This is a genomic window from Streptomyces argenteolus, assembly GCF_042902585.1.
Taxonomy (GTDB): Bacteria; Actinomycetota; Actinomycetes; order Streptomycetales; family Streptomycetaceae; genus Streptomyces; species Streptomyces argenteolus.
This window is the reverse complement of record NZ_JBIBEG010000005.1, coordinates 178,570-203,592: the sequence shown is the minus strand read 5'-3', so window position 1 is coordinate 203,592 and position 25,023 is coordinate 178,570. Positions and strand designations below refer to the sequence as shown.

Genomic DNA, 25,023 nt, shown 5'->3' with positions numbered 1-25,023 from the left:
ACGGTCACTGGTAGCGGCGCTCGTCCTCCGCCACCACCGTGGTGGTGGGCGGGACGACCATGCGCCGGCGGCGCGCGATGCTCACGTAGACGAAGACCCCGACGAGGCCGACGAGCATCATGATCCAGCCGACCAGGTCGACGTTGACGGTGTCCATCTCCCAGTCGGTGGCGAACGCCAGAATCGCCCCGGCACCGATCAGGAGAATGCATCCTCCGAGTCCCATGATTTCCGCCTCCTCGACGGCCCGGTGACTCCGGGCCGGTGTACGGATCGCGTACCCGGCGAGGCAACAAGCATGTGCGTCAGGGTGGTTCGGGGCTCGGGATCAGCCCGCCATGAACGCGGCGAGGGCGTTGGCCAGCAGATACGGGTCGTCGGCGCCGCAGAGCTCACGTGCGCTGTGCATCGACAGGATCGCCACACCGATGTCGACGGTCAGGATGCCGTGCCGGGCCGCGGTGATCGGGCCGATCGTCGTCCCGCACGGCATCGAGTTGTTGGAGACGAACGTCTGCCAGGGCACGCCCGCCTTCTCGCAGGCCGCCGCGAACAGCGCACGGCCCCCGCCGTCGGTCGCGTACCGCATGTTGACGTTGACCTTGAGGATCGGCCCGCCGTTGGCCACCGGGTGGTGCGTCGGGTCGTGCTTCTCCGCGTAGTTGGGGTGGACCGCGTGGCCCGTGTCCGAGGAGAGGCAGACCGTCCCGGCGAAGGCCCGCGCGCGGTCCTCGTACGCGCCGCCACGGGCGAACACGGACCGCTCCAGGACCGTGCCGAGCAGCGGGCCGTCGGCGCCGGTGTCGGACTGCGAGCCGTTCTCCTCGTGGTCGAAGGCGGCCAGCACGGGGATGTACGGGATCCGGTCGTCCGGCTGCCCGGCCACGGCGATCAGCGCGGCGGTGGCGGCGTGCACGGAGAGCAGGTTGTCCATGCGCGGCCCGGCGAGCAGTTCACGGTCCCGGCCGAGGTAGGCGGGCGGTTCGACGGGGTGCGGCATGAGGTCCCAGCCGGTGACCTCCTCGGGGGCGACACCGGCCTCCTCGGCGACGAAGCGGATGAGGTCGCCCTCCTGCACCTCGCCCAGTCCCCAGATCGGCTGCATGTGCCGCTGCCGGTCGAGCTTGAGGCCCTCGGGGTTGGCGGACCGGTCCAGGTGCACGGCCAGCTGGGGCACGCGCAGCAGGGGCCTGTCGATGTCGACCAGCCGGTGGGTGCCGTCCCGCAGCGAGAGCCGCCCCGCCAGGCCGAGGTCACGGTCGAGCCAGGTGTTGAGGAGCGTGCCTCCGTAGATCTCGACCGCCACCTGGCGCCAGCCGTAGGCCCCCGTGTCCGGCAGGGGCTTGACCCGCAGGTTGGGGGAGTCGGTGTGGGCTCCCACGATCCGGAACGGGGTGTGGGCCGAGGCGCCCTCCGGTACGTACCAGGCGACGATCGCACCGCCGCGCAGGACGTACTTCCCGCCCGTGGAGCCGTCCCACGCGTCCGTCTCCTCGACCCGGCGGAAACCGGCCTTCTCCAGTCGCGCGGCGGCGGTCGCCACAGCGTGGTAGGGGGAGGGGGAGGCCATCAGGAAGGCCATCAGATCGTCGGTGTGCCCGCGGTCGAAGCGGAGGGGAGAGCTCATGTTCTTCACCTTAACGACGCCGGACAGGGAGGCTTCACCGCGGACGGGGGTCGCGCCGCGGGGGTGTCCGGAAAGCAGCCGTCGCCCCCGCCGGCGGTGGCCCCGGCGGCCCTGGGCAACGCCGGTCCGGTGACGGGGGTTCCGCCGCACGGCGGCCTCCCGCCTCTGCGGAGGGCGCGGCCCTTCGGCCTGCCCGGCGATGTCCGGTCCACGCCCGTCCCCCACCTGCAACGCCCGCGGTCCGGTGGCCGCGCTGGGCCGGCCACGACGAAGCCGCCGCCCGGAGAGGCCCGGGCGGCGGCTTCGGTCGAGCGGGGCGAGGACTAGAAGGCGGCCTCGTCCAGCTCCATCAGCGAGTTGTCGACGGTCTCGGCGAGCGCGCGCTCGGTGGAGACGCCCGGCAGGACGTTCGCGGCGAAGAACTTCGCAGCGGCGATCTTGCCCTGGTAGAACGCCGCGTCCTTCGCGGAGGCGTTGCGCAGCTTCTCGGAGGCCACGACCGCGCCCTTGAGGAGCAGGTAGCCCACGACGACGTCGCCGGAGGCCATCAGCAGGCGGGTGGTGTTGAGGCCCACCTTGTAGATGTTCTTGACGTCCTCGCCGGTCGCGGTGAGGTCGGTGATCATCGTGCCGACGATCGCCTCGAGGTCCACGGCGGCCTTGGCGAGGTTGTCCAGCGCGCCGGACAGCTCCTCGTCGCCCTGCGCACCCGCGAGGAACTTCTTGATCTCCTCGGAGAGGGCGTTGAGCGAGGCGCCCTGGTCGCGGACGATCTTCCGGAAGAAGAAGTCCTGGCCCTGGATCGCCGTCGTGCCCTCGTACAGGGTGTCGATCTTGGCGTCGCGGATGTACTGCTCGACCGGGTACTCCTGGAGGTACCCGGAGCCGCCGAAGGTCTGGAGCGACTGGGCGAGCTGCTCGTAGGACTTCTCGGAGCCGTAGCCCTTCACGATCGGCAGCAGCAGGTCGTTGAGGCCGTTGAGCGCCTTGGCGTCCTCGCCCGCGGCCTCCTTCACCTGGATCGCGTCCTGGACGGAGGCGGTGTACAGGACGAGGGAGCGCATGCCCTCGGCGTACGCCTTCTGCGTCATGAGCGAGCGGCGCACGTCCGGGTGGTGCGTGATGGTGACCTTGGGGGCCGTCTTGTCCATGAACTGCGACAGGTCGGTGCCCTGGACGCGCTCCTTGGCGTACTCCAGCGCGTTGAGGTAGCCCGTCGACAGCGTCGCGATGGCCTTCGTGCCGACCATCATGCGGGCGAACTCGATGATGCGGAACATCTGGCGGATGCCGTCGTGCTTGTCGCCGATCAGCCAGCCCTTGGCGGGGTGCTGGTCGCCGAAGGTCATCTCGCAGGTGTTGGACGCCTTGAGGCCCATCTTGTGCTCGACGTTCGTCGCGTACACGCCGTTGCGCGCGCCGAGCTCGCCCGTGGTCCAGTCGAAGTGGAACTTCGGGACCATGAAGAGGGAGAGGCCCTTCGTGCCCGGTCCGGCGCCCTCGGGACGCGCCAGCACGTAGTGGATGATGTTCTCGGACATGTCGTGCTCGCCCGAGGTGATGAAGCGCTTCACACCCTCGATGTGCCAGGAGCCGTCCTCCTGCTCGACCGCCTTCGTGCGGCCGGCGCCGACGTCGGAGCCGGCGTCCGGCTCGGTCAGCACCATCGTCGAGCCCCACTGCTTCTCGACGGCGATCTCGGCGATCTTCTTCTGCGCCTCGTTGCCCTCGTCGAAGAGGATGCCGGCGAACGCGGGGCCGGAGGAATACATCCAGACCGCCGGGTTGGCGCCGAGCAGCAGCTCCGCGTAACCCCAGATCAGGGAGCGCGGGGAGGTCGTGCCGCCGATCTCCTCGGGCAGGCCCAGACGCCAGTACTCGGAGTCCATGAAGGCCTGGTAGGACTTCTTGAAGGACTCGGGGACCGGCGCGGTGTTCGTCGCGGGGTCGAAGACCGGCGGGTTGCGGTCGGCGTCGGCGTACGAGGCGGCGAGCTCGTTCTCCGCGAGGCGGGTCACCTCGTCCAGGATGCTCTTCGCGGTGTCGACGTCCATCTCCGCGAACGGACCCGTGCCGTACAGCTTGTCGCGCCCGAGGACCTCGAAGAGGTTGAACTCGATGTCGCGGAGATTCGACTTGTAGTGCCCCATGGGAAGGCTCCGTAATCAATAGCAGTGGCGCGCAGCGCCCCGGGGAGGAGTGAGGATCGGGCGACGGACGGCCTGGCGTGGGTATATCACCTGACCCCTCCGATGATGCTACCCGTCAGTAATAAGACGCAACCCCTCAAGGCACAGATGTGTCCGATTACTCTTTGCGGCATGTATGGCTACGACCAGAACCCAGGTGCACAGCAGCAGATGGGCGGCGGCTACGGCGAGCAGCCGTTGTACCCCGAGCCCTCGCCGCCGTCCCTGGCCGACGCGGTACGGGCCTTCACGACCGGTTCGCTGTCCGCGGAGGACTTCCAGCAGATCTTCGCCACGGCCAAGGTCTACTGCCCGCGCGGCGACAACCCCGGATTCCTGGCCCTGCACAACACCCAGCAGCCGGTGATCCCCATGTTCACGACGCTCAAGGAGCTGCGGAGCTATGCGGGCAAGGAGTCCAAGTACTTCGTGATCACCGGAGCCGAGGTGATCGACCTCCTGCCGACCGGCTACGGCTTCGTCCTGGACATGGAGGGTGATCACCGCATGGTCTTCGACGCCAAGGCCGTGGAGCAGATGGTGGACTTCGCGATGCGCCGTATGTACGGCTGAGGAGCCCTCCGCGTCAGGGCAGTCCGAGGGCCCGCACCGAGCCGGTGCGGGCCCTCGGTGCTGTCCGGGAGCGGGCGGGAATGGATACCGCCTTGCAAGATGTTCACTGTTCAACTAAATTGGGATCAGAAGACTCCCGGAGGTGGCTCCCATGCCCGCAGTGACCGTCGAAAACCCGCTGACCCTTCCCAAGGTCGCGGCCCCGGCCGAGGCCCAGGCACGTCCCGTGCTCACCGTCACGACCGCGCCCAGCGGTTTCGAGGGTGAGGGATTCCCGGTGCGGCGCGCCTTCGCGGGGATCAACTACCGGCACCTCGACCCGTTCATCATGATGGACCAGATGGGTGAGGTGGAGTACGCGGCCGGTGAGCCCAAGGGGACTCCCTGGCACCCGCACCGCGGCTTCGAGACCGTCACCTACATCATCGACGGCAGCTTCATCCACCAGGACAGCCACGGCGGTGGCGGCGCCATCGAGAACGGCGACACCCAGTGGATGACGGCCGGCTCCGGCCTGCTGCACATCGAGACGCCGCCGGAGGCCCTCGTCATGTCGGGAGGCCTCTTCCACGGCCTCCAGCTCTGGGTGAACCTGCCCAAGGCGGACAAGATGATGGCCCCGCGCTACCAGGACATCCGCGGTGGCCAGGTCCAGCTCCTCACCTCGCCGGACGGCGGCGCGCTGCTGCGCGTCATCGCCGGTGACCTGGACGGACACGAGGGGCCGGGCATCACGCACACCCCGATCACCATGGTCCACGCGACCATCCGCCCGGGCGCCGAGGTGACGCTCCCCTGGCGCGAGGACTTCAACGGCCTCGCGTACGTCCTCGCCGGGCGCGGCAGCGTCGGTGAGGGGCGGCGCCCCGTCCACACCGGGCAGACCGCGGTGTTCGGCAAGGGCTCCTCGCTGACCGTCCGCGCCGACGAGACGCAGGACGGCAACACCCCGGACCTGGAGGTCGTGCTGCTCGGCGGCCGTCCGATCCGGGAGCCGATGGCGCACTACGGGCCGTTCGTCATGAACACCCAGGACGAGCTGAAGCAGGCCTTCGAGGACTTCCAGGCCGGCCGCCTCGGCAAGGTCCCCGCCGTCCACGGCATGTGACACCGGACCGCCGGGCGTACGGGTGACGGACCGTCACCCGTACGCCCGTGCGGGAGGGACACCGTCCCCGGCCCGTGATCGGGTGGGAGAGTGCCTACCCGGAAGCCCCTCCTGCCCGATGTCGCGCGGCGGACGGCCGCCTGGTGCGGCGTTCTGCTCCTCGTGGCCGGTGTCGCGGCGGTGGCCATCTGGCTGTGCGTCGCGCTCAAGACCGCGGTCACCCCGGTCCTGCTGGCGCTGCTGGGGACGGCCCTGCTCGGGCCCGTGCACCGCTGGCTGACCGGGCGGAAGGTCAACAGGTCGGTCGCGGCAGGCCTCACCTGCGCCCTGCTCGTCGCCGTGGGCGGGGGTGCCGGGTACATCGTCGTCACCGCCCTCGTCGACACAGGCGACCAGATCGTGGCCTCGCTGAAGGACACCGCGCAGTGGGTCATCGACCACTTCGACATCGAGGGCGTAGCGAATGTCGACGATCTGGCGGACAACGCGAAGGGTCTGGTCGAGAAGTTCGGCGCGAGCGCGGCGGGCGGGCTGCTCACGGGGATCAGCCTGATCGGCTCACTGGTGGCCACGGGCGTCCTGGCCCTCCTGCTCACCTTCTTCTTCCTGCGCGACTCCGACCGGGCCGTGAGCCTCGCCCACACCCTCGCCCCGCGCGGCACGGGAGACCTCGTCGAGGCCATGGGGCGCAGGGCTTTCGAGGCCGTCGAGGGCTTCATGCGCGGTACCACCTTCATCGCGCTGATCGACGCGCTGTGCATCACGGTGGGGCTGCTGATCCTGCGGGTGCCGGGGGCGGTGGGGCTGGGCGCGCTGGTCTTCGTCGGCGCCTACATCCCGTATCTCGGGGCGTTCATCTCCGGTGCCGTCGCCGTGCTCGTCGCGCTCGCCGACCGGGGCCTCGTGATCGCGCTCTGGACGGTGGGCGTGGTGCTCGCCGTCCAGGTGCTGGAGGGACACGTGCTCCAGCCCGTCATCCAGAGCCGCACGGTGCAGATGCACCCGGCCATGATCATGATCGCGCTGACCGCGGGAGCGAGCGTCGCCGGACTGCTGGGCATGCTGCTCGCGGTGCCGGTGTGCGCCGCGGCGTTCGGAGTGATCGGCGAACTGCGCAAGGGCTACGAGGCGGAGCACGGCGGGGTCCCCGAGGGCCCGTGACGCGGGCGGGGGCCCTGGCCTTGTGGTGCGGCGGAGGCCCCGCGCGTTCTCGCCCTCTCCGCAGGCCCGACGGGGTCACGCGCTGCCGGCCGCCGCGAATTCCGCGGGTTCGGCCGACTCGTACAGCTCGAACCAGATCGACTTCCCCTCGCCCCGTGGGTCCACCCCCCACGCGTCGGCGAGCATCTCCATCAGCACCAGCCCCCGGCCGCTGGACGCCATCTCGCCGGGCCGCCGCTTGTGGGGCAGCTCGTCACTGGTGTCGGCCACCTCGACGCGCAGCCGTCGCTCGCCGCGCTCGCCGCTCACCTCCGCCACGAGCAGCGCGTCGCCGTCCGTGTGGACCAGCACGTTGGTGGCCATCTCGGAGACCATCAGCTCGGCGGAGTCGACCTGCTCCGCGTCCGCCCAGTCGTGCAGCAGCTCCCGCAGCTGCTGCCGCGCCGATGCGATCCGCTCGGGCTCCGCCTGGGCGATGGTCATCGCCGACCGGCGGCCGGGTGCCCTGCGTGCCCGCTGCCCCTCCCGCCGCAGCACCAGGACCGCGATGTCGTCCTCGCGGCGGTCCACCAGCGGTCCCGTCGTGTGGTGGGAGCCCGGACCGTGCACGGCCTGGACCAGGGCGTCGGCGAGCCTCTCCAGGTCCTCGACCGGCTCTTCGAGGACCGGCCGCAGCCGCGTCCAGCCGGTGGCCATGTCGTGGCCGCCGGTCTCGATGAGCCCGTCCGTGCACAGCATGATCGTTTCGCCCGGCCCCAGGACCACACGGGTCGTCGGATAGTCGGCGTCCTTCTCGATGCCCAGCGGCAGCCCGCCCGCCGTCTGCCGGATCACGGCGGTGCCGTCCACGCTGATCACCACGGGGTCCGGATGGCCCGCACGGGCGATGTCGAGGGTGCCGGTCTCCGGATCGGCCTCCGCGTACAGGCAGGTGGCGAAGCGCATCGCGTCGGACGCGTCCTCCCCGTCGCCGAGGCCGTAGGCGTCCGTGAGCCCGGACAGGAACCGCGAGGCCCGGGAGAGCACCGCGTCGGGGCGGTGTCCCTCGGTGGCGTAGGCGCGCAGGGCGATCCTCAGCTGGCCCATGAGCCCGGCCGCCCGCACGTCGTGCCCCTGGACGTCACCGATGACGAGGGCGATACGGCCGTTGGGGAGCGGGATCATGTCGTACCAGTCGCCGCCGACCTGGAGCCCGCCGCCCGTCGGGATGTAGCGCGCCGCCACCGTCAGGCCGGGCACGCCGGGGCCGAGCGAGGGCATCATCGCCTTCTGCAGGCCCAGCGACAGCTCGCGTTCGGTCTCCGCCGCACCGGCGCGGGTCAGCGCCTGTGCCAGCATCCGCGCCACCGTCGTCAGCACGGATCGCTCGTCAGGGGAGAAGGCCACGCTGTGCCGGAAACCGGCCATCCAGGCCCCCATGGTGCGCCCGGAGGAGATGAGGGGCAGGAAGGCCCAGGACTGGCGCCCGAAGCCCTGGGCGAGCGGCCAGGTGGTCGGGTAGCGCCGCTTGTACTCCTCCGGCGAGGAGAGGTAGATCGCCTGGCCCGTCCGCACGACCTCGGCCGCCGGGTAGTCGGTCTGCAGGAGCATCTCGGTGAACGGCTTCTCGTCGCCGACGTTGTGCCCGTGGTGCCCGATGACCGTCAGCCGGTCGCCCGCGACCCCGAAGAGGGCCAGCCCGTCCGGTGAGAAGCCCGGCATCGAGAGTGACCCCGCGACCCGCAGGACCTCCTCGGTGGACCCCGCCTCGGCCAGCGCCCGGCCCGCGTCCAGCAGGAACGCCTCGCGCGAGCGGCGCCAGTCGCCGGTGAGGGGGGTGGAGGCCGCGGAGCCGGTCGGCTCCGCGACCTCCTGCAGGGTGCCCATCAGTACGTACACATGGCGGCCGGGCGACTCGACCGGGACCGGCTTCGACCGGCTGCGCACCGTCCGCAGCACGGCTCCGTGCTCGTCCAGGATGCGCATCCGCGCCTCGGCCACGGTGTCCTTGGCGACCGCGAAATTCACCACCCCGTCGATCTCGTTCCAGTCGGCGGGGTGGAAGCGGGGGCGCACCTCACCGCCGGGGCGGACCGTGGGCTCGGCCGGCAGCCCGAGCAGCCGGGCCGCCTCCGCGTCGAGCGTGACCGTGCCTGACGAGCTGTCCCAGCTCCACAGACCGGTCCCGATCGCAGCCAGGATCTCCTCGGTGCGCATTGCCCCACTTTAGGAAGATGTTCTCCGTCGACGCCACCGAGGGGCAGCCGCACGGAAACGCCCCGCGGGGCCCGTACGGGCCTCCCCGGCGGGTGCACGGCGCCCATGTCAATGAAGTGGTGCCCCTACGGGCGGTAGCCTGGGGTGTCATTCCACCCCGACCGCGAAGACTGGATGAACGACGATGCATCGGTACAGGTCCCACACCTGCGGCGAGCTCCGCGCCTCTGACGTCGGCACCGACGTCCGGCTGAGCGGCTGGCTGCACAATCGCCGAGACCTGGGCGGCATCCTCTTCATCGATCTGCGCGACCACTACGGTCTGGTGCAGCTCGTCGCCCGCCCCGGCACCCCCGGCAACGACGCCCTGGCGAAGCTGACCAAGGAGACCGTGGTCCGGATCGACGGCAAGGTCTCCGCGCGCGGAGCCGACAACGTCAACCCCGAGCTCCCCACGGGCGAGATCGAGATCGAGGTCACCGAGGTCGAGGTGCTGGGCGAGGCCGCCCCGCTGCCCTTCACGATCAACGCCGAGGACGGGGTCAACGAGGAGCGGCGCCTGGAGTACCGCTTCCTCGACCTGCGCCGCGAGCGCATGCACCGCAACATCATGCTGCGGTCGTCCGTGATCGCGTCCATCCGCTCCAAGATGGTCGCCCTCGGCTTCAACGAGATGGCGACGCCGATCCTCACCGCGACCTCCCCCGAGGGCGCTCGTGACTTCGTGGTGCCCTCCCGGCTGAACCCGGGCAAGTTCTACGCCCTCCCCCAGGCGCCGCAGCAGTTCAAGCAGCTGCTGATGATCTCCGGCTTCGACCGCTACTTCCAGATCGCGCCGTGCTTCCGCGACGAGGACGCCCGCGCCGACCGTTCGCCGGGCGAGTTCTACCAGCTCGACGTCGAGATGTCGTTCGTGGAGCAGGAGGACGTCTTCCAGCCGATCGAGAAGCTGATGACCGAGCTCTTCACCGAGTTCGGCAACGGCCGCGAGGTCACCTCGCCGTTCCCGCGCATCCCGTTCCGCGAGTCGATGCTGAAGTACGGCAACGACAAGCCGGACCTGCGCGCCAAGCTGGAGCTCGTCGACATCTCCGACGTGTTCGCGGACTCCGGCTTCAAGGCCTTCGCCGGCAAGCACGTCCGTGCGCTCCCGGTCCCTGACACCGCGGGCCAGTCCCGGAAGTTCTTCGACGGCCTGGGTGAGTACGCCGTCGAGCACGGCGCCAAGGGCCTCGCCTGGGTCCGCGTGGGCGAGGACGGCACGCTGGCCGGACCGATCGCGAAGTTCCTCACCGAGACGGACGTCAAGACCCTCACCGAGCGCCTCTCGCTCGTCCCCGGTCACGCGGTCTTCTTCGGTGCGGGCGAGTTCGACGAGGTCTCCAAGATCATGTCGGCCGTCCGGGTCGAGGCCGCCAAGCGCGCCGGCCACTTCGAGGAGGGCGTCTTCCGCTTCTGCTGGATCGTCGACTTCCCGATGTACGAGAAGGACGAGGACACCGGGAAGATCGACTTCTCGCACAACCCCTTCTCGATGCCCCAGGGCGGCCTGAAGGACCTGGAGGAGAAGGACCCGCTGGACATCCTCGCCTGGCAGTACGACATCGTCTGCAACGGCATCGAGCTGTCCTCCGGCGCCATCCGTAACCACGAGCCCGAGCTGATGCTCAAGGCCTTCGAGATCGCGGGCTACGACCGCGAGACCGTCGAGCACGAGTTCGCGGGCATGCTCCGCGCCTTCCGCCTCGGCGCCCCGCCGCACGGTGGCATCGCCCCGGGTGTCGACCGCATCGTGATGCTGCTGGCCGACGAGCCCAACATCCGCGAGACGATCGCCTTCCCGCTCAACGGCAACGCCCAGGACCTGATGATGGGCGCCCCGACCGTGCTGGACGAGACCCGGCTGCGCGAGCTGAACATCCAGCTCCGCAAGCCCGTCGCGGCAGCGAAGGACAAGCCCGACGTCACGGACGCCGTGGCCAAGGACACCGGCGCGAAGTAAGCGCCACCGGTTCCGCTTCGGTTCCACGTGAAACAGCCCCCGGCCGCTCAGCGGATCACCGGGGGCTGTTTCGTCCGTTCTCCTCGGGTGCGCACCAGGGCCCACAGGAACACACAGCCCGCACCCATGTGACTGCCAGCTCGGCTGCCTAGTCTCCCGGCCCATGACAGAGAATCAGGGACCCGCACACAAGAAGGACCTGACCCGGCGCCGGGTGATCCTGGCCGGCGGGGCGGTCGTGGCCGCCGCCGGAGTCGGAGCCGGTGTGGTCGCCACGGCCTCGGCCGACGAGGAGAGCAGCGCCTCCTCGGGAGGGGCCACCGGCCAGGGGGAGGCCTGCTACCGGCTGACCTCGGAGACCACGGAAGGCCCGTACTACATCGACGCCGACAAGATCCGGAAGGACATCACCGAGGACAAGGAGGGCATCCCGCTGACCCTCCGGCTCAAGGTGATCGACTCCGGCACCTGCAAGCCGCTGAAGAAGGCGGCGGTCGACATCTGGCACTGCGACGCCCTGGGGATCTACTCCGGCTACGAGAACATGAGCCAGGGCGGTCCCGGCGGAGGCACCCCACCGAGCGGGTCACCCTCCGGCGCCCCGCCCGAGGCGCCCTCCGGGGCCCCCACGGGAACGCCCCCGTCCGGGGCTCCGGGCGGCGGCGGACACAGCGAACCCACCGACGACGAGCGCTATCTGCGCGGGACACAGCTCACCGACCAGCACGGGTACGTGGAGTTCACGACGATCTTCCCCGGCTGGTACCAGGGCAGGGCCGTGCACATCCACACCAAGGTCCACGTCGGCGGGAAGATGACCGAGGCCGGCTACGAGGGCGGGCACACCTGCCACACGGGACAGTTCTTCTTCGCCGAGTCGGCGGTCCTGGACTCCGCGAAGGAGCAGCCCTACTCCACGAGCACCACCACCCGTACGACGCTGACCGAGGACACCATCTACGACCGGAGCGGCGTGACGGGCGGACTGCTGAAGCTCTCGTACCGCAAGGGCCGCATGGCACGCGGAGTGACCGGTTCGATCACCATGGGCGTCGATCCCGACGAGACCCACGACGGCACCGGCCTCTGACCGGCACCCGCGAGGCGTACCGGCGGGGCGGTCCACCGGGCGCGGTCACGCCTGCCGGCCCCCGGGCGCAGGGCCCGGAACCACCCACGGTTCCGGGCCCTGCGCCCGCGCACGGGGGACAGGCAGAACTCTCCGGACTCGGGGTACACGGAGCGGGTACATCCGGATGGCCCCGGTTCGGGTTCGGCGCCGCCGGGCCCGGCAAAGACTGGCACCGGAAGCGCCCGTCCCTCCCGCACCGAGGAGTCCCGCACCGTGACCGCCCCGCGTCGCCCCCACGTCATGCTCGTCATCCTGTTCCTGCTGGTCATCGGCTGCTCCGCCGGTGCGGTGCGGACCACTTCCCCTCCGCACGGCGCGGCCGGCCCCGGGTCCCCGGCCGCGTCGTCCTTTCCGGTGGAGCCGGCGGTCCCTCCCGCGGAGATTCCCGGGCTCGGCCCGCAGACCCGCTCGCGGATCCCCGCCTCCGCCCGGCAGGCGGTCGTGGTCACCGGTCAGGGCCCCGACTCCAACCGCTCCACCGTCGTGCTCTACAGCCGCGAGGACTCCGCACGCGGCTGGAGACCCGGGGCGGGACCCTGGCCGGCCCACAACGGCATGGAGGGCTGGACCGACCACCATCTCGCCAACGACCTCCGGTCCCCCGTCGGGGTCTTCGGTCTGACCGACGCCGGCGGCCTGCTGCCCGACCCCGGCTCGCTGCTTCCGTACGACCAGGAGTCCCGCTTCGCGGTGAGCGGGGAGGGCTTCCTCGGGGAGCCGCTGGAGGGCTCCTTCGACCATGTCATCGCCATCAACTACAACCGCACCCCGGGCACGAGCCCGCTGGACCGTACCCGGCCGCTCGGCGAGGAGCGGGGCGGCGGCATCTGGATCCATGTGGACCACGACGGCCCCACGCAGGCCTGTGTGTCGGTGACCGAGGACCGCATGCGGGAACTGCTGCTCACCCTCGATCCCGCGAAGTACCCCGTGATCGTGATGGGGGACGCCGCATCGCTGGCCCGGTGACCGGCGCAGCGCCTCCTGCTCCGCCCGGACACCGGCGGCGGCGCGTGGACGAAGCCCTCAGCCGCGCCCGACGGAGCGCGGTGAGGGAGCGGGTACGACGAAGGAGCCCGGACCCCCGATGCGCTCGGGTCCGGGCTCCTTCGTCGTGCGCGCCGCTTACGCGGGCTTCTCCTCCAGACGCGGGAACAGCACCGCGCCCTTCGTCACCGTCGTGCCGGCCGGGAGCAGGCCCCAGTCGCCCGCGTCCTGCACCCGCTGGTCGGCCAGGGCGCCCAGGGACGCCTCGGCGCCCAGGGACTCCCACAACTTCTGCGAGGTGTCGGGCATCACGGAGTTCAGCAGGACCGCGACTCCGCGCAGCGACTCGGCCGCCGTGTACAGGATGGTCGCGAGCCGGGCCTGGCCCTCCGGCGACTCGTCCTTGGCGACCTTCCACGGCTCCTGCTCCGTGATGTAGCCGTTGACCTGCTTCACGAACTCGAAGATCGCCAGGATGCCGGCCTGGAAGTCCAGCTCCTCGCCGATCTTGGCGTCGGCCGTGGCCACGGCCTTCGCCAGGCCCTCCTGGACGGCCCGCTCCGCGTCACCGGCGGCCGTGGCCTCCGGGAGGGCGCCGCCGAAGTACTTGCCGACCATGGCCGCGACGCGCGAGGCGAGGTTGCCGTAGTCGTTGGCGAGCTCGGAGGTGTAGCGGGCGGTGAAGTCCTCCCAGGAGAACGAGCCGTCGCTGCCGAAGGCGATGGCGCGCAGGAAGTACCAGCGGTACGCGTCCACGCCGAAGTGCGAGGTCAGGTCCTGCGGCTTGATGCCCGTCAGGTTCGACTTGGACATCTTCTCGCCGCCGACCATCAGCCAGCCGTTCGCCGCGACCTTGCCGGGGAGCGGCAGACCCTGCGCCATCAGCATGGCCGGCCAGATCACCGCGTGGAAGCGCAGGATGTCCTTGCCGACCAGGTGCACGTTCGCCGGGAAGGTGCCGTCGAACTTCTCCTGGTTGGCGCCGTAGCCCACCGCCGTCGCGTAGTTGAGCAGCGCGTCGACCCACACGTAGATGACGTGCTTCTCGTCCCAGGGCACGGGGACGCCCCAGTCGAAGGTCGAGCGGGAGATCGACAGGTCCTGGAGGCCCTGGGTGACGAAGTTGACGACCTCGTTGCGGGCCGACTCGGGCTGGATGAAGCCGGGGTTGGCCGCGTAGAACTCCAGCAGCTTCGGGCCGTACTCGCTCAGCTTGAAGAAGTAGTTCTCCTCCTTGAGGAGCTCCACCGGCTTCTTGTGGATCGGGCAGAGCTTCGTGCCGTCCTCGGCCTCGATCAGGTCGCCGGGAAGCTTGTACTCCTCGCAGCCCACGCAGTACGGGCCTTCGTACCCGCCCTTGTAGATCTGCTCCTTGTCGTACAGGTCCTGCACGAACTCCTGCACACGGTCCGTGTGCCGCTTCTCCGTCGTCCGGATGAAGTCGTCGTTCGCGATGTTCAGGTGCTCCCAGAGGGGCTTCCACGCCTCCTCGACGAGCTTGTCGCACCATGCCTGGGGCGTGACGTCGTTCGCCTCGGCCGTGCGCATGATCTTCTGACCGTGCTCGTCCGTGCCGGTGAGGTACCACACCTTCTCACCGCGCTGGCGGTGCCAGCGCGTGAGCACGTCGCCTGCGACGGTCGTGTAGGCGTGGCCCAGGTGAGGAGCGTCGTTGACGTAGTAGATGGGGGTCGATACGTAGAAACTCTTCACGCCGTCGCCCCCTTGCTTCTCGGATCCAGTGGCCGCCATGGCCGAAATCCTAACGGCCCGTGGGAGATCCACTCACATCGATAACGGCGGGTCCGCCCATGGAGAGCTTTGCGAAACATCCTTTCCCGTACCAAAGACGCATCCTGGGAGGAGTGGGCACGCGTGCACGAGGCAGGGGACAACACGATGCGGGTACTGGTCGCCGAGGACGAGGAGATCCTGGCGGAGCTGGTGGCGACCGGGCTGCGGCGGGCCGGATTCGCCGTCGACACCGTGTACAGCGGGGACGCGGCTCTCGCCTATCTCGGGCTGCACGACTACGACGTCGTCGTCCTCGACCGTGATCTTCCCCGGGTCCACGGCGACGACGTGGCGCGCAGGCTCGTGGCCGCCGGCTCCCGCACCAGAATCCTGATGCTCACCGCCTCCGGGACCATGGAGGACCGCGTGGAGGGGCTCGACCTCGGGGCCGACGACTACGTGAGCAAGCCCTTCGAGTTCCCCGAGCTGGTGTCCCGGGTGCGCGCCCTGCGACGGCGCAGCGCCCGGCCCGTACCGCCGCAGCTGGAGCGGCACGGCATCAGGCTCGACAGCGTGCGGCGGGCGGCCACCCGGGACGGGAGGGACCTGGACCTGTCGCCGAAGGAGTTCACCGTGCTCCAGCTGCTCCTGGAGGCCGACGGGGGGACGGTCAGCGCGGAGGAACTGCTGGAGCGGGCGTGGGACGCCAACGCCGACCCCTTCACGGGCGCCGTCCGCGTCTGCATGAGCAAGCTGCGGGCCAAGCTGGGGGAGCCTGCACTGATCCGCACGGTGCAGGGCGTCGGGTACGCCCTGTGAACCGGCTGCTGAGGCTGGTGCGCGCGACCGGAGTGCCCCCGGTGCGGCACTCGACGATCCGGATGCGGATCGCGCTGGTGTACGGCGGTGTCTTCCTCGTCCTGGGGACGGCGCTGCTCACCACGGTGAATCTGGCCTCCCGCGCCGGCACGGACTCCCAGGCGCGTGCCATCGCCACCTCCGCCGCCGTCTCCCAGCCGGGCTTCGCGGTCAACGGCCCGCTGCACGCCCGGGGCCGCCTCGGCCCGCCCACGGTCTACGACGTCACCGACGACGTCAGCGACGCCGCGAGCCGGGAGCTCCTGTACTGGTCGGCCGCCGCCCTGCTCGTCATGACGGGGTGCGCGGTCGGGGTGGGCTGGTGGACCGCCGGCCGGGTACTGCGGCCCGTGCACGCGATGACGGCGAAGGCGCGGCGGCTCTCCGAGCACACCCTGCACGAGCGGATCGCGTCGAGCGGCCCCGACGACGAGCTGAAGGAGCTGGGGGAGACCCTGGACGCGCTGCTCGCGCGGCTGGAGAAGGCCTTCGACAGCCAGCGGCGCTTCATCGCCAACGCCTCGCACGAGCTGCGGACCCCGCTGGCCACCCAGCGGGCCGCGATCCAGGTGGGTCTGGACGACCCTTCGCCGGAGGACCTCGTACGCACCCGGCAGACGCTGCTGGACAGCAACCGGCGCAGCGAGCGCCTCATCGAAGGACTGCTGGTGCTGGCGCGCAGCGAGCGGGGGCTGGCGAGGAGCGAGCGCGAGGAGGTGGATCTCGCGCAGGTGGTGGCGGAGGAGGCCGCCCGGCCGACGGCGGTGACGGAACGCGCGGCCTTCCGCCCGGAGCTCACGGTCGAGGCCGAGCCCTGCGGCGTACGGGGGAACCGGCAGCTGCTCGCGCAGCTGGTGGCGAACCTGCTCTCCAACGCGGTGCGCTACAACGTGCCCGGCGGCTCGGTCCGGGTGTCACTGTCGGCGGGCGGGGAGCTGGTGGTCCGCAACACGGGGCCGGTCGTGGCCGAGGCGGACATCGCGGGGTTCTTCCAGCCGTTCCGGCGCGGGGAGGGACGGGACCGGATGGGCCAGGGCTCCGGCCTCGGTCTTTCGATCGTCCGTTCCATCGCGTGGGCTCACGGCGGTACGGCCACGGCGGAACCCTGCCCCGGGGGCGGGCTCGCCGTGACCGTACGGCTGCCGGTGGATCAGCCCTCCGCGAGGTCTCCACGGGCCGCGGCCCAGACGGGCAGTCCGGCGAGGACCTCCCGGTAGAACGTCGCGTCGGGCACCTCGCGCGGGGCGGGGCCGGCGTGGAAGAACCCGGCGTTCGCCGCGTCCAGCCTGCGCAGGAAGTCGAAGCCCTTCGCGTCCTCGTCGCCGAACGCGACGAACTGGAAGAACAGCGGCAGCCGGGCCGCCTCCACCAGCGCCTGCTTGGCCGCCACCTTGGCGTCCGGGGCGCCGTCCGTCTGGAAGATCACCACAGCCGGGCCGGTGGCACCGGACTTCTCGTAGTGGGTGACGACCTCTTCGACGGCCCGGTGGTAGTTGGTGCGGCCGAGGCGGCCGAGGCCGACGTGCAGCTCGTCGATCCTGCCCTCGTGCGCGGTGAGGTCGATCGCGCCGGTTCCGTCGATGTCGGTCGAGAAGAACACGACGGGCACCGTGGCACTGCTGTCCAGGTGCGCGGCGAGCGCGAGGGTGCGGTCACCCAGGTGCTGCGCGCTGCCGTCCTTGTAGAAGGGCCGCATGGAACCGGAGCGGTCCAGCACCAGGTAGACGGTGGCCCGCAGGCCGGTCAGCCCGTGTGCCTTGAGCGCGGCCTGGGCGGCCTTGTACGGGGCGACGAGCCCGGGTGCGGCGGACTTCACCCGGGCGAGGGTGACGGCCGGCCTGCCGGCCGGAGCGGCTCCCGCCTCGGCGGGGGTCCCGGGCCGGTCCTCGGACACGGGCGCGAGGACGGCGGCGACCGGCTCGGCCTCGACGGCGGACCCGGCGGGGACATCGGTCTCCGGTACGGGGACGGCCTCGGCGGTGGCCAGCTCGGGAGTGATCGTGATGACGGGCTTCGCGGGGACCTCGGCGACCGGCGGGGCGGCGGCGGGCGCGGGCTCGGCGACCGGCTCGGGCTCGGTGACGGCCTCGGGCTCGGTGGCGAGGGGCTCGTCCTGCGCGGCGGGCTCGGGGGCGGCGACCGGCTTCTCCTCCGCGACGGCCTCGGGCGCGGTGGCGAGGGGCTCGTCCTGCGCGGCGGGCGCGGGCTCGGCGACCGGCTCGGGGGCGGGCTCGGCCGTGGTGACGGCCTCGGGCTCGGTGGCGAGGGGCTCGTCCTGCGCGGCGGGCGCGGGGGCCGCGACCGGCTTCTCCTCCGCGACGGCCTCGGGCGCGGTGACGGCCTCGGGAGCCGGCGCCGGGTCCTGGGCCGCGGGCTCCTCGGTGGCGAGGGCCTTCGGCTCCGCGGCGAGGGCCTCGGCGGCCGGCTCCTCCACGGCGGGTTCGACCGCCGCGGGCGCCTCGGCGGCGGGTTCCTCGTCGTCGACCCCGGCTGCGGGGGCCTCGACGGCGGGCGTCTCGGTGACGGGGGTGTCAACGGCGGCCGTCCCGGCGGCGGGTGCGGCAGGCTCGGCCTCAACTCCCGACGTGGCGGCGGCTTCCGGCTCCGGCGTCACGGCAGGTGCCTCGACCTCCGGCTCCGGGTCGAAGTCGATCGTGATCGGCGCGGCGGCGACCGGCTTCTCCTCGATCTCCGCGACGGGCGCGTCCGAGGCGTCGGAGACGACCGGGGCGTCCGGGGTGTCGGAGGTGACCGGGGCGTCGGAGACGGCAGGCGCGTCGGAGGGGGCCGGCGCCGCAGGGGTGGCGGAAGCGTCCGAGGCCTCGGCATTCGCCGCTGCCCGCGTCTCCGGGTCCGACGCCTGGGCCGGCACCTTCGGCGCCGCGGCCGGGGCGGGCGCGGCAGCCGCCTTGTCGAAGGCCGCTGCCACCAGGTCCGAAGCCTGTCCGCTGTCGTGCTCGGTGTCCGTGGACCGGCCGCCCGACGAGGGGGAGGCCGGTGCCGGTACCGAGGCCTTCACGGATTCGGCCGCCGAAGTCGTGGGCTCCGCCTCCGGTTCCGTGGGCTGGGTGCGCTCGGCCTGGGGCGGGACGGTGGCCGTGGCCGACTCGTCCTGCTCCGTGCGGCCGAACACCTTGCGCAGCAAGCTCCGAATGCCCATGGGCGAGGCCTTTCGCATGAGTTGGGTGCGATAAATGTCCGTACTGCGGGAATTGATCCCTGGCCAGGGCGGATACGTAAGGTTAGCGGCCGGATCCGGCCGTTCGGTGGCGCGGCCCGCCCCTGTGTCAACCGAGCTCCGACCGAGTCCCGGCCGAGTCCTGGCCGAACCCGGACCAGGGGGCGGGGCACACGCACGGACGCGGGAGGGGCGAGGGCCCGAACGGGGGCCGCACGGGGCGCGATCGGTCCGGCGGACAGCGGTGTCCTGGACTTCACCCTCCGTTCATCAGCAGTCCCACGAATGGCGCGGATGCGCTCCTAGCGTCACGTGCGACACACAGACGGAGGGACGAAAACGTGCGCAACCTGCTGCCGCTCATCGGCTCGCACCCGGGCGGGCGCTCTGCGCTGACCTGCCGCTACCGCTGCGGTGACGCCTGCTTCCAGGACATCCCGAACACCAGCGACAACGAGTACGCTGGCGATGTCATCGCCGGTGCCCTGTCACGCCGGTCGATGATGCGCGCCGCGGCGGTGGTGACCGTCGCCGCTGCCGCCGGAACCGCCGCTCTCGCCGGTCCGGTGGCGCCGAGTGCCCAGGCGGCGCCGTTCGCGGGTCGCCACGGTGGCAAGCCCGGGCCCGGCACCTCGGGCGCCCGCGGTCTGCGCTTCGCGCCCGTCGCGCCCAACACGGCCGACGCGGTGACGGTCCCCGAGGGCTACGGCCAGAACGTCGTGATCCGCTGGGGCGAACCGATTCTGCGCGGAGCACCCGCCTTCGATCCGGACAAGCAGTCCGCCAAGGCGCAGGCGGGGCAGTTCGGTTACAACAACGACTTCCTCTCCCTGCTCCCGCTGCGTGGGGAGCGTGGCCGCCAGGTGCTGGTCGCCAACCACGAGTACACGGACGAGATCCTGATGTTCCGTGGATACGATCCGGCCAACCCGACCCGTGAGCAGGTCGAGATCGCCTGGGCGGCGCACGGACTCTCCGTGGTCGTCGTCCAGGAGGAGAACCGCACCGGCAAGCTCGGCCCGGTCAGCCGTCACCCGCTGAACCGCCGCCTCACCGCCACCAGCGAGTTCGAGGTCACCGGCCCGGCCGCGGGCAGCCCTCTGCTGCGTACCTCCGCCGACCACACCGGCCGCAAGGTGCTCGGCACGCTCAACAACTGCGCGGGCGGCACGACTCCCTGGGGCACCACGCTGCACGGCGAGGAGAACTTCAACCAGTACTTCGCCAACGGCTCCAGCGCCACCGACAAGCGCTACGGCATCGGCACGGCCGCCACGGAGCGCAAGTGGGAGCGGTTCGACAAGCGCTTCGACCTGGCTCAGGAGCCCAACGAGGCGCACCGTTTCGGGTGGGTCGTCGAGCTCGATCCGTACGACCCCGACTCCACGCCGCGCAAGCGGACCGCGCTCGGCCGCTTCAAGCACGAGGCGGCGCAGCCCCGGCTGACCGCCGACGGCCGTCCCGTGGTCTACATGGGCGATGACGAACGGTTCGACTACTTCTACAAGTTCGTCTCCAGCAAGCGGATGAAGAAGGGGAACTCCCGGGCCGCCCGGGAGCACAACCTCACGCTCCTCGACGAGGGCACGCTGTACGTCGCCAAGCTGACTGGCGACTCCCCCACAGCGGAGTTGGACGGCACGGGCAAGCTCCCCGCCGACGGCGAGTTCGACGGCAGCGGCGTCTGGATCCCGCTCGCCACCGGCACCACCTCGCACGTCCCCGGCATGACGGCCGAGGAGGTCTACGTCTTCACCCGGCTGGCCGGTGACAAGGTCGGCGCCACGAAGATGGACCGCCCCGAGGACGTCGAGCCCTCCCCGCGCACCGGCCGGGTCTACATCGCCCTCACCAACAACACCGACCGCGGCAAGGCGGGCAAGCCCGGCGCGGACGAGGCCAACCCGCGCAACGCCAACAAGCACGGCCAGGTCCTGGAGCTCGCCGAGCACGGGGACGACCCGGCCGGTGACGGCTTCGCCTGGCGGCTGTTCCTCGTCGCGGGCGACCCGGAGGACCCGGCGACGTACTTCTCCGGCTTCCCGAAGGAGAAGGTCAGCCCCATCTCCTGCCCGGACAACGTCGCGTTCGACGACCACGGAAACCTGTGGATCTCCACGGACGGCAACCAGCTCGGTTCGCACGACGGGCTGTTCGGTGTGGCCACCCAGGGTGAGCGGCGCGGTGAGCTGAAGCAGTTCCTCACCGTGCCGAAGGGCGCCGAGACCTGCGGCCCCCTGATCCAGGACCGCCGGGTCCTGGTCGCCGTGCAGCACCCGGGCGAGGTCGACGGCGCGTCCGTCGAGAAGCCGGCGAGCACCTGGCCGGACGGCCCCGGAAAGATCGTGCGGCCCTCGGTCGTCGCCGTGTGGCGCAAGGACGGCGGCGACATCGGCGTCTGAGGCGGCAGCGCCACGGGCACGGGCGGGAGCGCGCTTCCGCCCGTGCCCGTGGGGTGAGCGCCCGAGGTGGGTGTACGAACGGCAGGCGCACCGCTGGTACCCCTGCCGTGACCCGCACACCGGCGCGGAGGGCGGTGCGTGCGGGTGGCTGCCGCACGCCGGTGCCACGGGCGGGAGCCGGCGGGTTCGGCTCCCGGTCCCACCGGGCCGCCTCACCGGATTAGAGTCGGTTCCATGGTTTCCGGTGAGGCACCGCAGGCGGAGGGAAGTGTCCGGGTCGACGCCTGGATCTGGGCGGTCCGGCTGACGAAGACCCGGTCGCAGGCCGCTGCCGCCTGCCGGGCGGGACACGTGCGGGTCAACGGCGAGCGGGCCAAGCCCGCCCAGTCCCTGCGCGCGGGTGACGAGGTGCGGTTGCGGCACGCGGGCCGGGACCGGATCGTGGTCGTCTCCAAGATCGTGAAGAAGCGCGTGGGCCCGCCGGTCGCGGTGGAGTGCTTCGTCGACAACAGCCCGCCCCCGCCGCCGCGCGAGGCGGCACTCCAGGTCCCGGTCCGCGACCGGGGCGCGGGGCGCCCGACCAAGCGGGACCGCCGGGAGATGGAGCGCCTCCAGGGGCGCGGCCCGAATCCGCTCTGAGACCTCCCGCCCGACCCGGATCTGAGCGGACCCGGCCCGCCTGTCCCAGAGCGTGCCGCACGCAGCCCAGGCCATGGGCCGGGCCGCGGCAGGACCGAACCCGGCCCAGCCACCAGCGCACCGCGCGCAGCCCTGGGCGCGGGCCGGATCAGGCGGACCCGCCCCCGGGCCCCGCCATGAGCGTGCACGAGCCCGGCGGCGCCCCGACCGTGCACGAGCTCGTCAGCTCCGGTATCCCTCCACCTCGTCGGCCGGCCGCACCTTCGCCGCCGAGGGGTCCTCGCCGAACTCGACGAGCGCGCGCCGCTGCCGCAGCAGGTCCCAGCACTGGTCGAGCTGGACCTCCACCTCGTGCAGCCGTGACCGGTCCTCGGGCGAGAGGCCGAGCGTCGCGTCGGAGTGGGAGCGCAGGGCACGCTCCTCGGTGACCAGCACGTCTATGCGCTCGAATATGTCCTGGTCGGCCATGAGTCTCTCCGGTGTGTGTCGTACGGGGCGGCGCGTCAGACGGCGAAGACCGTCTTGCCGCGCGCCCCGCCCGCGCGGTTCTGGGCGAGTGCCTGCGGCGCCTTCTCCAGGGGGAGTTCCATGTCGACGGGGACCTCCAGCTCGCCGCCGGCCACCGCGGAGGTCAGAGCGTCGAGGACCCCGGCCGCCGGGGCGAGCCTGAAATCGGTCCAGGCGATGCCCGCCGGGGCGGCCACGCCCCTCGTGGTGACGGCGACCCCGCCGTCCGCGAGCAGCGCGGTGTACGAGGCGAACGAGGCGGTGTCCGTGGAGACGAGGTCGACGAGCGCGTCCACGCCGCCCGGGTACAGCTCCCGCACCCTCGCCTCCAGCGCTCCCGGGTCGGTCGTGTCGACGGTGGCGGTGGCGCCGAGCGCCCCCATCCGCCGCCCCTCGTCGCCCCGCACCGCCGCGACGACACCGATGCCACGGGCCGCCGCGAGCTGGGTCAGGAACCCGCCGACGCCGCCCGTGGCCCCGACGACGAGCAGGCTCACCCCGCTGCGCACCGCCGTGCTCGACAGGATCTGTGCCGCCGTCGCGCCCGCCGTGGGGAGGGCTGCCGCGATCCGGAGCGGCAGGTCGCGCGGGACGAGTGCGATCGGCGAGTCCTGGGGGACGCACACGTACTCGCCGTACGCTCCGCACCGCCCGACGGGCGGGGCCGTCACCCGGCCGAGGACGGGGTCGCCGACCCGGAAGCGGTTGTCGCCGCTGCCGACCATGTCGACCCGGCCCGCGAAGTCGGTGCCCAGCACGAGCGGGAACACGTGGGGGGCGACTCCGTCGAGGGCTCCGTCGGCGGTCTGCCAGTCGAGAGGGTTGAGCGCCGCGTACTCGACCTTCACCCGCACCTCGCCCGGCCCGGGGTCGGGCTTCGGCACCTCGACGAGACAGGGCTCCGCACGAAAAGCGCTGACAGCGATGGCTCGCATACGGCAGACCTCTCAGTCGACCCCCTGCTCTCACGCATCCCACTCTCGCCCGGCCCACGCACCCGCGCATGTCGGGCCCCGGGGCGCGGACTCGGCCGGAGCGGAGCGCTGGGGAGACGAACAGGGCGCGGTGGCCGGGGCCGCCCGGGCCCAGGACCCGGGCGACGGCGCGGGAGCCGGGGACCGGTGTGACGCCGAGCCGCAGGAGCGCGGCGCCCGCACCCCCTGCGGTGCTGCTGCTCCCACCGGAGCCCCGCCCCCGCGAGCGGAGCCCGCCCGCCCTCGTGGCCGCGTCCCGCGCCCCTACCCCCGGCGGCCCGCCACGAGCCGTCCCACCAGGGCGGCGACGGCCAGCACCGCCCCGGCCAGGAGCACGACCCACACCGTCGTCCGCAGGGAGGCGGTCAGCGCGTCGTACACCGCCGCCGCCGCGCCCCGGTCGGTGCCCGGCACCTCGTCCAGCACCCGGTCACGGCCCACGGCGACGGCGATCCTGAGCAGGGCCGCGCCGAGCACGAGCCCGCAGCCCGCCACGGCTGCGGCCAGGAGACCGGCCCGCAGCCCGCCCCGCACCAGCGCGAGGCCCAGTACGAGGACGAGCAGGACCGCCGTCCCGACGGCGGGCCAGACGCTGCAGTGACGCAGCCACCCGAAGGAGGACCGCAGTTCGTCGGCGCGGTCGGCGGAGAGGACGGTGATCGACGTGCCCTGGACGGGGATCAGGTCGGCGAACGGCACTCCCTTCTCGGTCAGCTCCTGTCTGACCTCCTTGATCACGGGCTCCAGGTCGATGGTCACGGCCTGCCCGTCCTCCCCGCGCAGTGCGGCGGTGACCTCCTGGTGCGCCGCGCGGTTGGCACTGTCCCAGGCGCGCCGGAAGGTCTCGGTGCCGGTGAACGACAGGGCGGCCTCGTGCAGGAACTCCTCGACGGTGTCCTGGAGAGGCCCCACGTCGATGTTCCGCATCGCCTCGGCCGTGACCAGGGTCGCCACGGTCTCCCGTACGTCCTCGTCGGAGGCCAGCGGGGACACGGTGGCGAGATACCGGTCGGTGTCGTCCAGTTCGAGATCGACCCACGCGGAGAGGGCGCTCACCGGCACCAGCACGGCAAGCAGTACGAGCAGTACCGCCGAGAGAGCCGCTGAGAGAGAGGTCCGCACAGGACCCAGCCAATCCCGCGCGACGCCGGTGCGCCCCGGGCCGTAGGCCATCCGAGTTGCCGAAGGCCCCGGCCGGGTGTGCGCTGGAGGGAGACAGGCGGGGGCGACGGAAGGAGCTGTGCCGTCATGGCCACACACGCAACGATGCCGACGCGCCGCCGTATGCACGCCCGCACACCTGCCCGGCGGCAGCCCACCGCGCTCGCCTGGGCGGTGCCCGTGGTGCTGGGAGTGATCGTCGGGTTCTGGGCCTTCTTCATCAACCGGGACGGAGGAACCACCACGGCCGGGCAGGTCTGGCTCGGTGTCGTCTCCGGGGTCGTGTTCGCCGTGCTCTGCTACGCGCTCCTGCGGGTCCGCTGGGCCCTGCCGAGGGAGATGCGCGCCGCGGCGTTCGGCGTGCTGGCCGGCGGCACGGTGGGCTTCCTCTCCAGCCTGAACGGCAACAGCGTGCTGACGTCGACCGTGATCGGGCTGGTGGTCGCCGCGGGGATGTTCTGCACGATGTTCTACACCTACTACACCCGCGAGAACTGACACCCGGGCGGTACTCCGAACGGGCCCGTACGGCCTCCGGGGCGGAACCCGGCGACCGTACGGGCCCGTTTCGTGCGATACGCCCCGCGGTGCGGCC

The 25,023-nt window shown here is 71.8% G+C and carries 20 protein-coding genes; 11 read left to right on the top strand and 9 right to left on the bottom strand.

Translation table 11 applies throughout. The annotated features are described in order from the left end of the window. Positions 1-4 precede the first annotated feature (4 nt). From ACFY8O_RS19660 to ACFY8O_RS19650, 3 genes are all read right to left on the bottom strand, one after another. Positions 5-226: a DUF6458 family protein gene (locus ACFY8O_RS19660; protein ID WP_145810006.1), complete on the bottom strand. Its 222-nt coding sequence runs from the start codon at positions 224-226 to the stop codon at positions 5-7. Between the two features lie 102 nt (positions 227-328). Then, entirely contained in the window at positions 329-1,627 is a 1,299-nt protein-coding gene (locus ACFY8O_RS19655) for a M18 family aminopeptidase (protein ID WP_145810004.1), read from the bottom strand. A gap of 323 nt (positions 1,628-1,950) precedes the next feature. After that, positions 1,951-3,777, bottom strand: coding sequence for an acyl-CoA dehydrogenase (locus tag ACFY8O_RS19650; protein ID WP_387904048.1), 1,827 nt, complete (start codon positions 3,775-3,777; stop codon positions 1,951-1,953). Positions 3,778-3,948: 171 nt separating this feature from the next. On the opposite strand from ACFY8O_RS19650, the gene ACFY8O_RS19645 reads away from it, so the two are divergent. The 3 genes from ACFY8O_RS19645 (at position 3,949) to ACFY8O_RS19635 (ending at position 6,658) form a co-directional block, all read left to right on the top strand. Then, on the top strand, positions 3,949-4,389 hold the full coding sequence (locus tag ACFY8O_RS19645; protein ID WP_073750539.1) for an SseB family protein: 441 nt from the start codon (positions 3,949-3,951) through the stop codon (positions 4,387-4,389). A gap of 151 nt (positions 4,390-4,540) precedes the next feature. Continuing rightward, positions 4,541-5,497, top strand: coding sequence for a pirin family protein (locus ACFY8O_RS19640; protein ID WP_387904045.1), 957 nt, complete (start codon positions 4,541-4,543; stop codon positions 5,495-5,497). Between the two features lie 90 nt (positions 5,498-5,587). Beyond that, positions 5,588-6,658 (top strand): AI-2E family transporter, encoded by a 1,071-nt coding sequence (locus tag ACFY8O_RS19635; RefSeq protein ID WP_387904042.1) that lies wholly within the window; start codon positions 5,588-5,590, stop codon positions 6,656-6,658. A 75-nt stretch (positions 6,659-6,733) separates the two neighbouring features. Here ACFY8O_RS19635 and ACFY8O_RS19630 read toward each other — a convergent pair whose 3' ends face one another. Further along, positions 6,734-8,854 carry an ATP-binding SpoIIE family protein phosphatase gene (locus ACFY8O_RS19630; RefSeq protein WP_387904039.1) on the bottom strand — a complete coding sequence of 707 codons (2,121 nt, stop codon included), beginning with the start codon at positions 8,852-8,854 and terminating at the stop codon, positions 6,734-6,736. A gap of 184 nt (positions 8,855-9,038) precedes the next feature. On the opposite strand from ACFY8O_RS19630, the gene aspS reads away from it, so the two are divergent. The 3 genes from aspS to ACFY8O_RS19615 all read left to right on the top strand — a co-directional run bounded on the left by aspS (position 9,039) and on the right by ACFY8O_RS19615 (position 12,957). Next, a complete protein-coding gene (aspS, locus tag ACFY8O_RS19625; protein WP_145809996.1) occupies positions 9,039-10,856 on the top strand; it encodes an aspartate--tRNA ligase in 1,818 nt (605 codons plus the stop codon). 163 nt (positions 10,857-11,019) lie between these two features. After that, positions 11,020-11,946: an intradiol ring-cleavage dioxygenase gene (locus ACFY8O_RS19620; RefSeq protein WP_387904035.1), complete on the top strand. Its 927-nt coding sequence runs from the start codon at positions 11,020-11,022 to the stop codon at positions 11,944-11,946. Positions 11,947-12,201: 255 nt separating this feature from the next. Continuing rightward, positions 12,202-12,957: a hypothetical protein gene (locus ACFY8O_RS19615; protein ID WP_387904033.1), complete on the top strand. Its 756-nt coding sequence runs from the start codon at positions 12,202-12,204 to the stop codon at positions 12,955-12,957. A gap of 156 nt (positions 12,958-13,113) precedes the next feature. Here the strand turns inward: ACFY8O_RS19615 and metG are convergent, their stop codons facing one another. Beyond that, entirely contained in the window at positions 13,114-14,727 is a 1,614-nt protein-coding gene (gene metG / locus ACFY8O_RS19610; RefSeq protein WP_387904031.1) for a methionine--tRNA ligase, read from the bottom strand. Positions 14,728-14,874: 147 nt separating this feature from the next. On the opposite strand from metG, the gene ACFY8O_RS19605 reads away from it, so the two are divergent. Together ACFY8O_RS19605 and ACFY8O_RS19600 are read left to right on the top strand one after the other, a co-directional pair. Beyond that, the gene (locus ACFY8O_RS19605) at positions 14,875-15,528 is read left to right on the top strand and encodes a response regulator transcription factor (protein ID WP_167526244.1); all 654 of its coding nucleotides are present in this window, start codon (positions 14,875-14,877) and stop codon (positions 15,526-15,528) included. Positions 15,529-15,590: 62 nt separating this feature from the next. Continuing rightward, entirely contained in the window at positions 15,591-16,784 is a 1,194-nt protein-coding gene (locus ACFY8O_RS19600; RefSeq protein ID WP_387904547.1) for a sensor histidine kinase, read from the top strand. On the opposite strand, the gene ACFY8O_RS19595 is transcribed toward ACFY8O_RS19600, so the two are convergent. Next, positions 16,718-18,727, bottom strand: coding sequence for a VWA domain-containing protein (locus tag ACFY8O_RS19595; protein WP_387904028.1), 2,010 nt, complete (start codon positions 18,725-18,727; stop codon positions 16,718-16,720). The two genes, ACFY8O_RS19600 and ACFY8O_RS19595, sit on opposite strands and share 67 nt — an antisense overlap. Positions 18,728-19,086: 359 nt before the next feature. Here ACFY8O_RS19595 and ACFY8O_RS19590 point away from each other — a divergent pair, with 359 nt between their 5' ends. Then, complete coding sequence (locus ACFY8O_RS19590; protein WP_387904025.1) at positions 19,087-21,147, top strand: PhoX family protein; 2,061 nt, start codon at positions 19,087-19,089, stop codon at positions 21,145-21,147. A gap of 234 nt (positions 21,148-21,381) precedes the next feature. Beyond that, positions 21,382-21,786 (top strand): RNA-binding S4 domain-containing protein, encoded by a 405-nt coding sequence (locus ACFY8O_RS19585; RefSeq protein WP_145809982.1) that lies wholly within the window; start codon positions 21,382-21,384, stop codon positions 21,784-21,786. Between the two features lie 222 nt (positions 21,787-22,008). Here the strand turns inward: ACFY8O_RS19585 and ACFY8O_RS19580 are convergent, their stop codons facing one another. The 3 genes from ACFY8O_RS19580 to ACFY8O_RS19570 all read right to left on the bottom strand — a co-directional run bounded on the left by ACFY8O_RS19580 (position 22,009) and on the right by ACFY8O_RS19570 (position 24,389). After that, entirely contained in the window at positions 22,009-22,254 is a 246-nt protein-coding gene (locus tag ACFY8O_RS19580; protein WP_145809981.1) for a DUF2630 family protein, read from the bottom strand. A gap of 35 nt (positions 22,255-22,289) precedes the next feature. Then, the gene (locus tag ACFY8O_RS19575) at positions 22,290-23,228 is read right to left on the bottom strand and encodes an NADP-dependent oxidoreductase (RefSeq protein ID WP_387904021.1); all 939 of its coding nucleotides are present in this window, start codon (positions 23,226-23,228) and stop codon (positions 22,290-22,292) included. Positions 23,229-23,531: 303 nt separating this feature from the next. After that, complete coding sequence (locus ACFY8O_RS19570; RefSeq protein WP_387904019.1) at positions 23,532-24,389, bottom strand: hypothetical protein; 858 nt, start codon at positions 24,387-24,389, stop codon at positions 23,532-23,534. A 126-nt stretch (positions 24,390-24,515) separates the two neighbouring features. Between ACFY8O_RS19570 and ACFY8O_RS19565 the strand changes: the two genes are divergently transcribed. After that, positions 24,516-24,926 (top strand): hypothetical protein, encoded by a 411-nt coding sequence (locus ACFY8O_RS19565; protein ID WP_145809975.1) that lies wholly within the window; start codon positions 24,516-24,518, stop codon positions 24,924-24,926. Positions 24,927-25,023 lie beyond the last annotated feature (97 nt).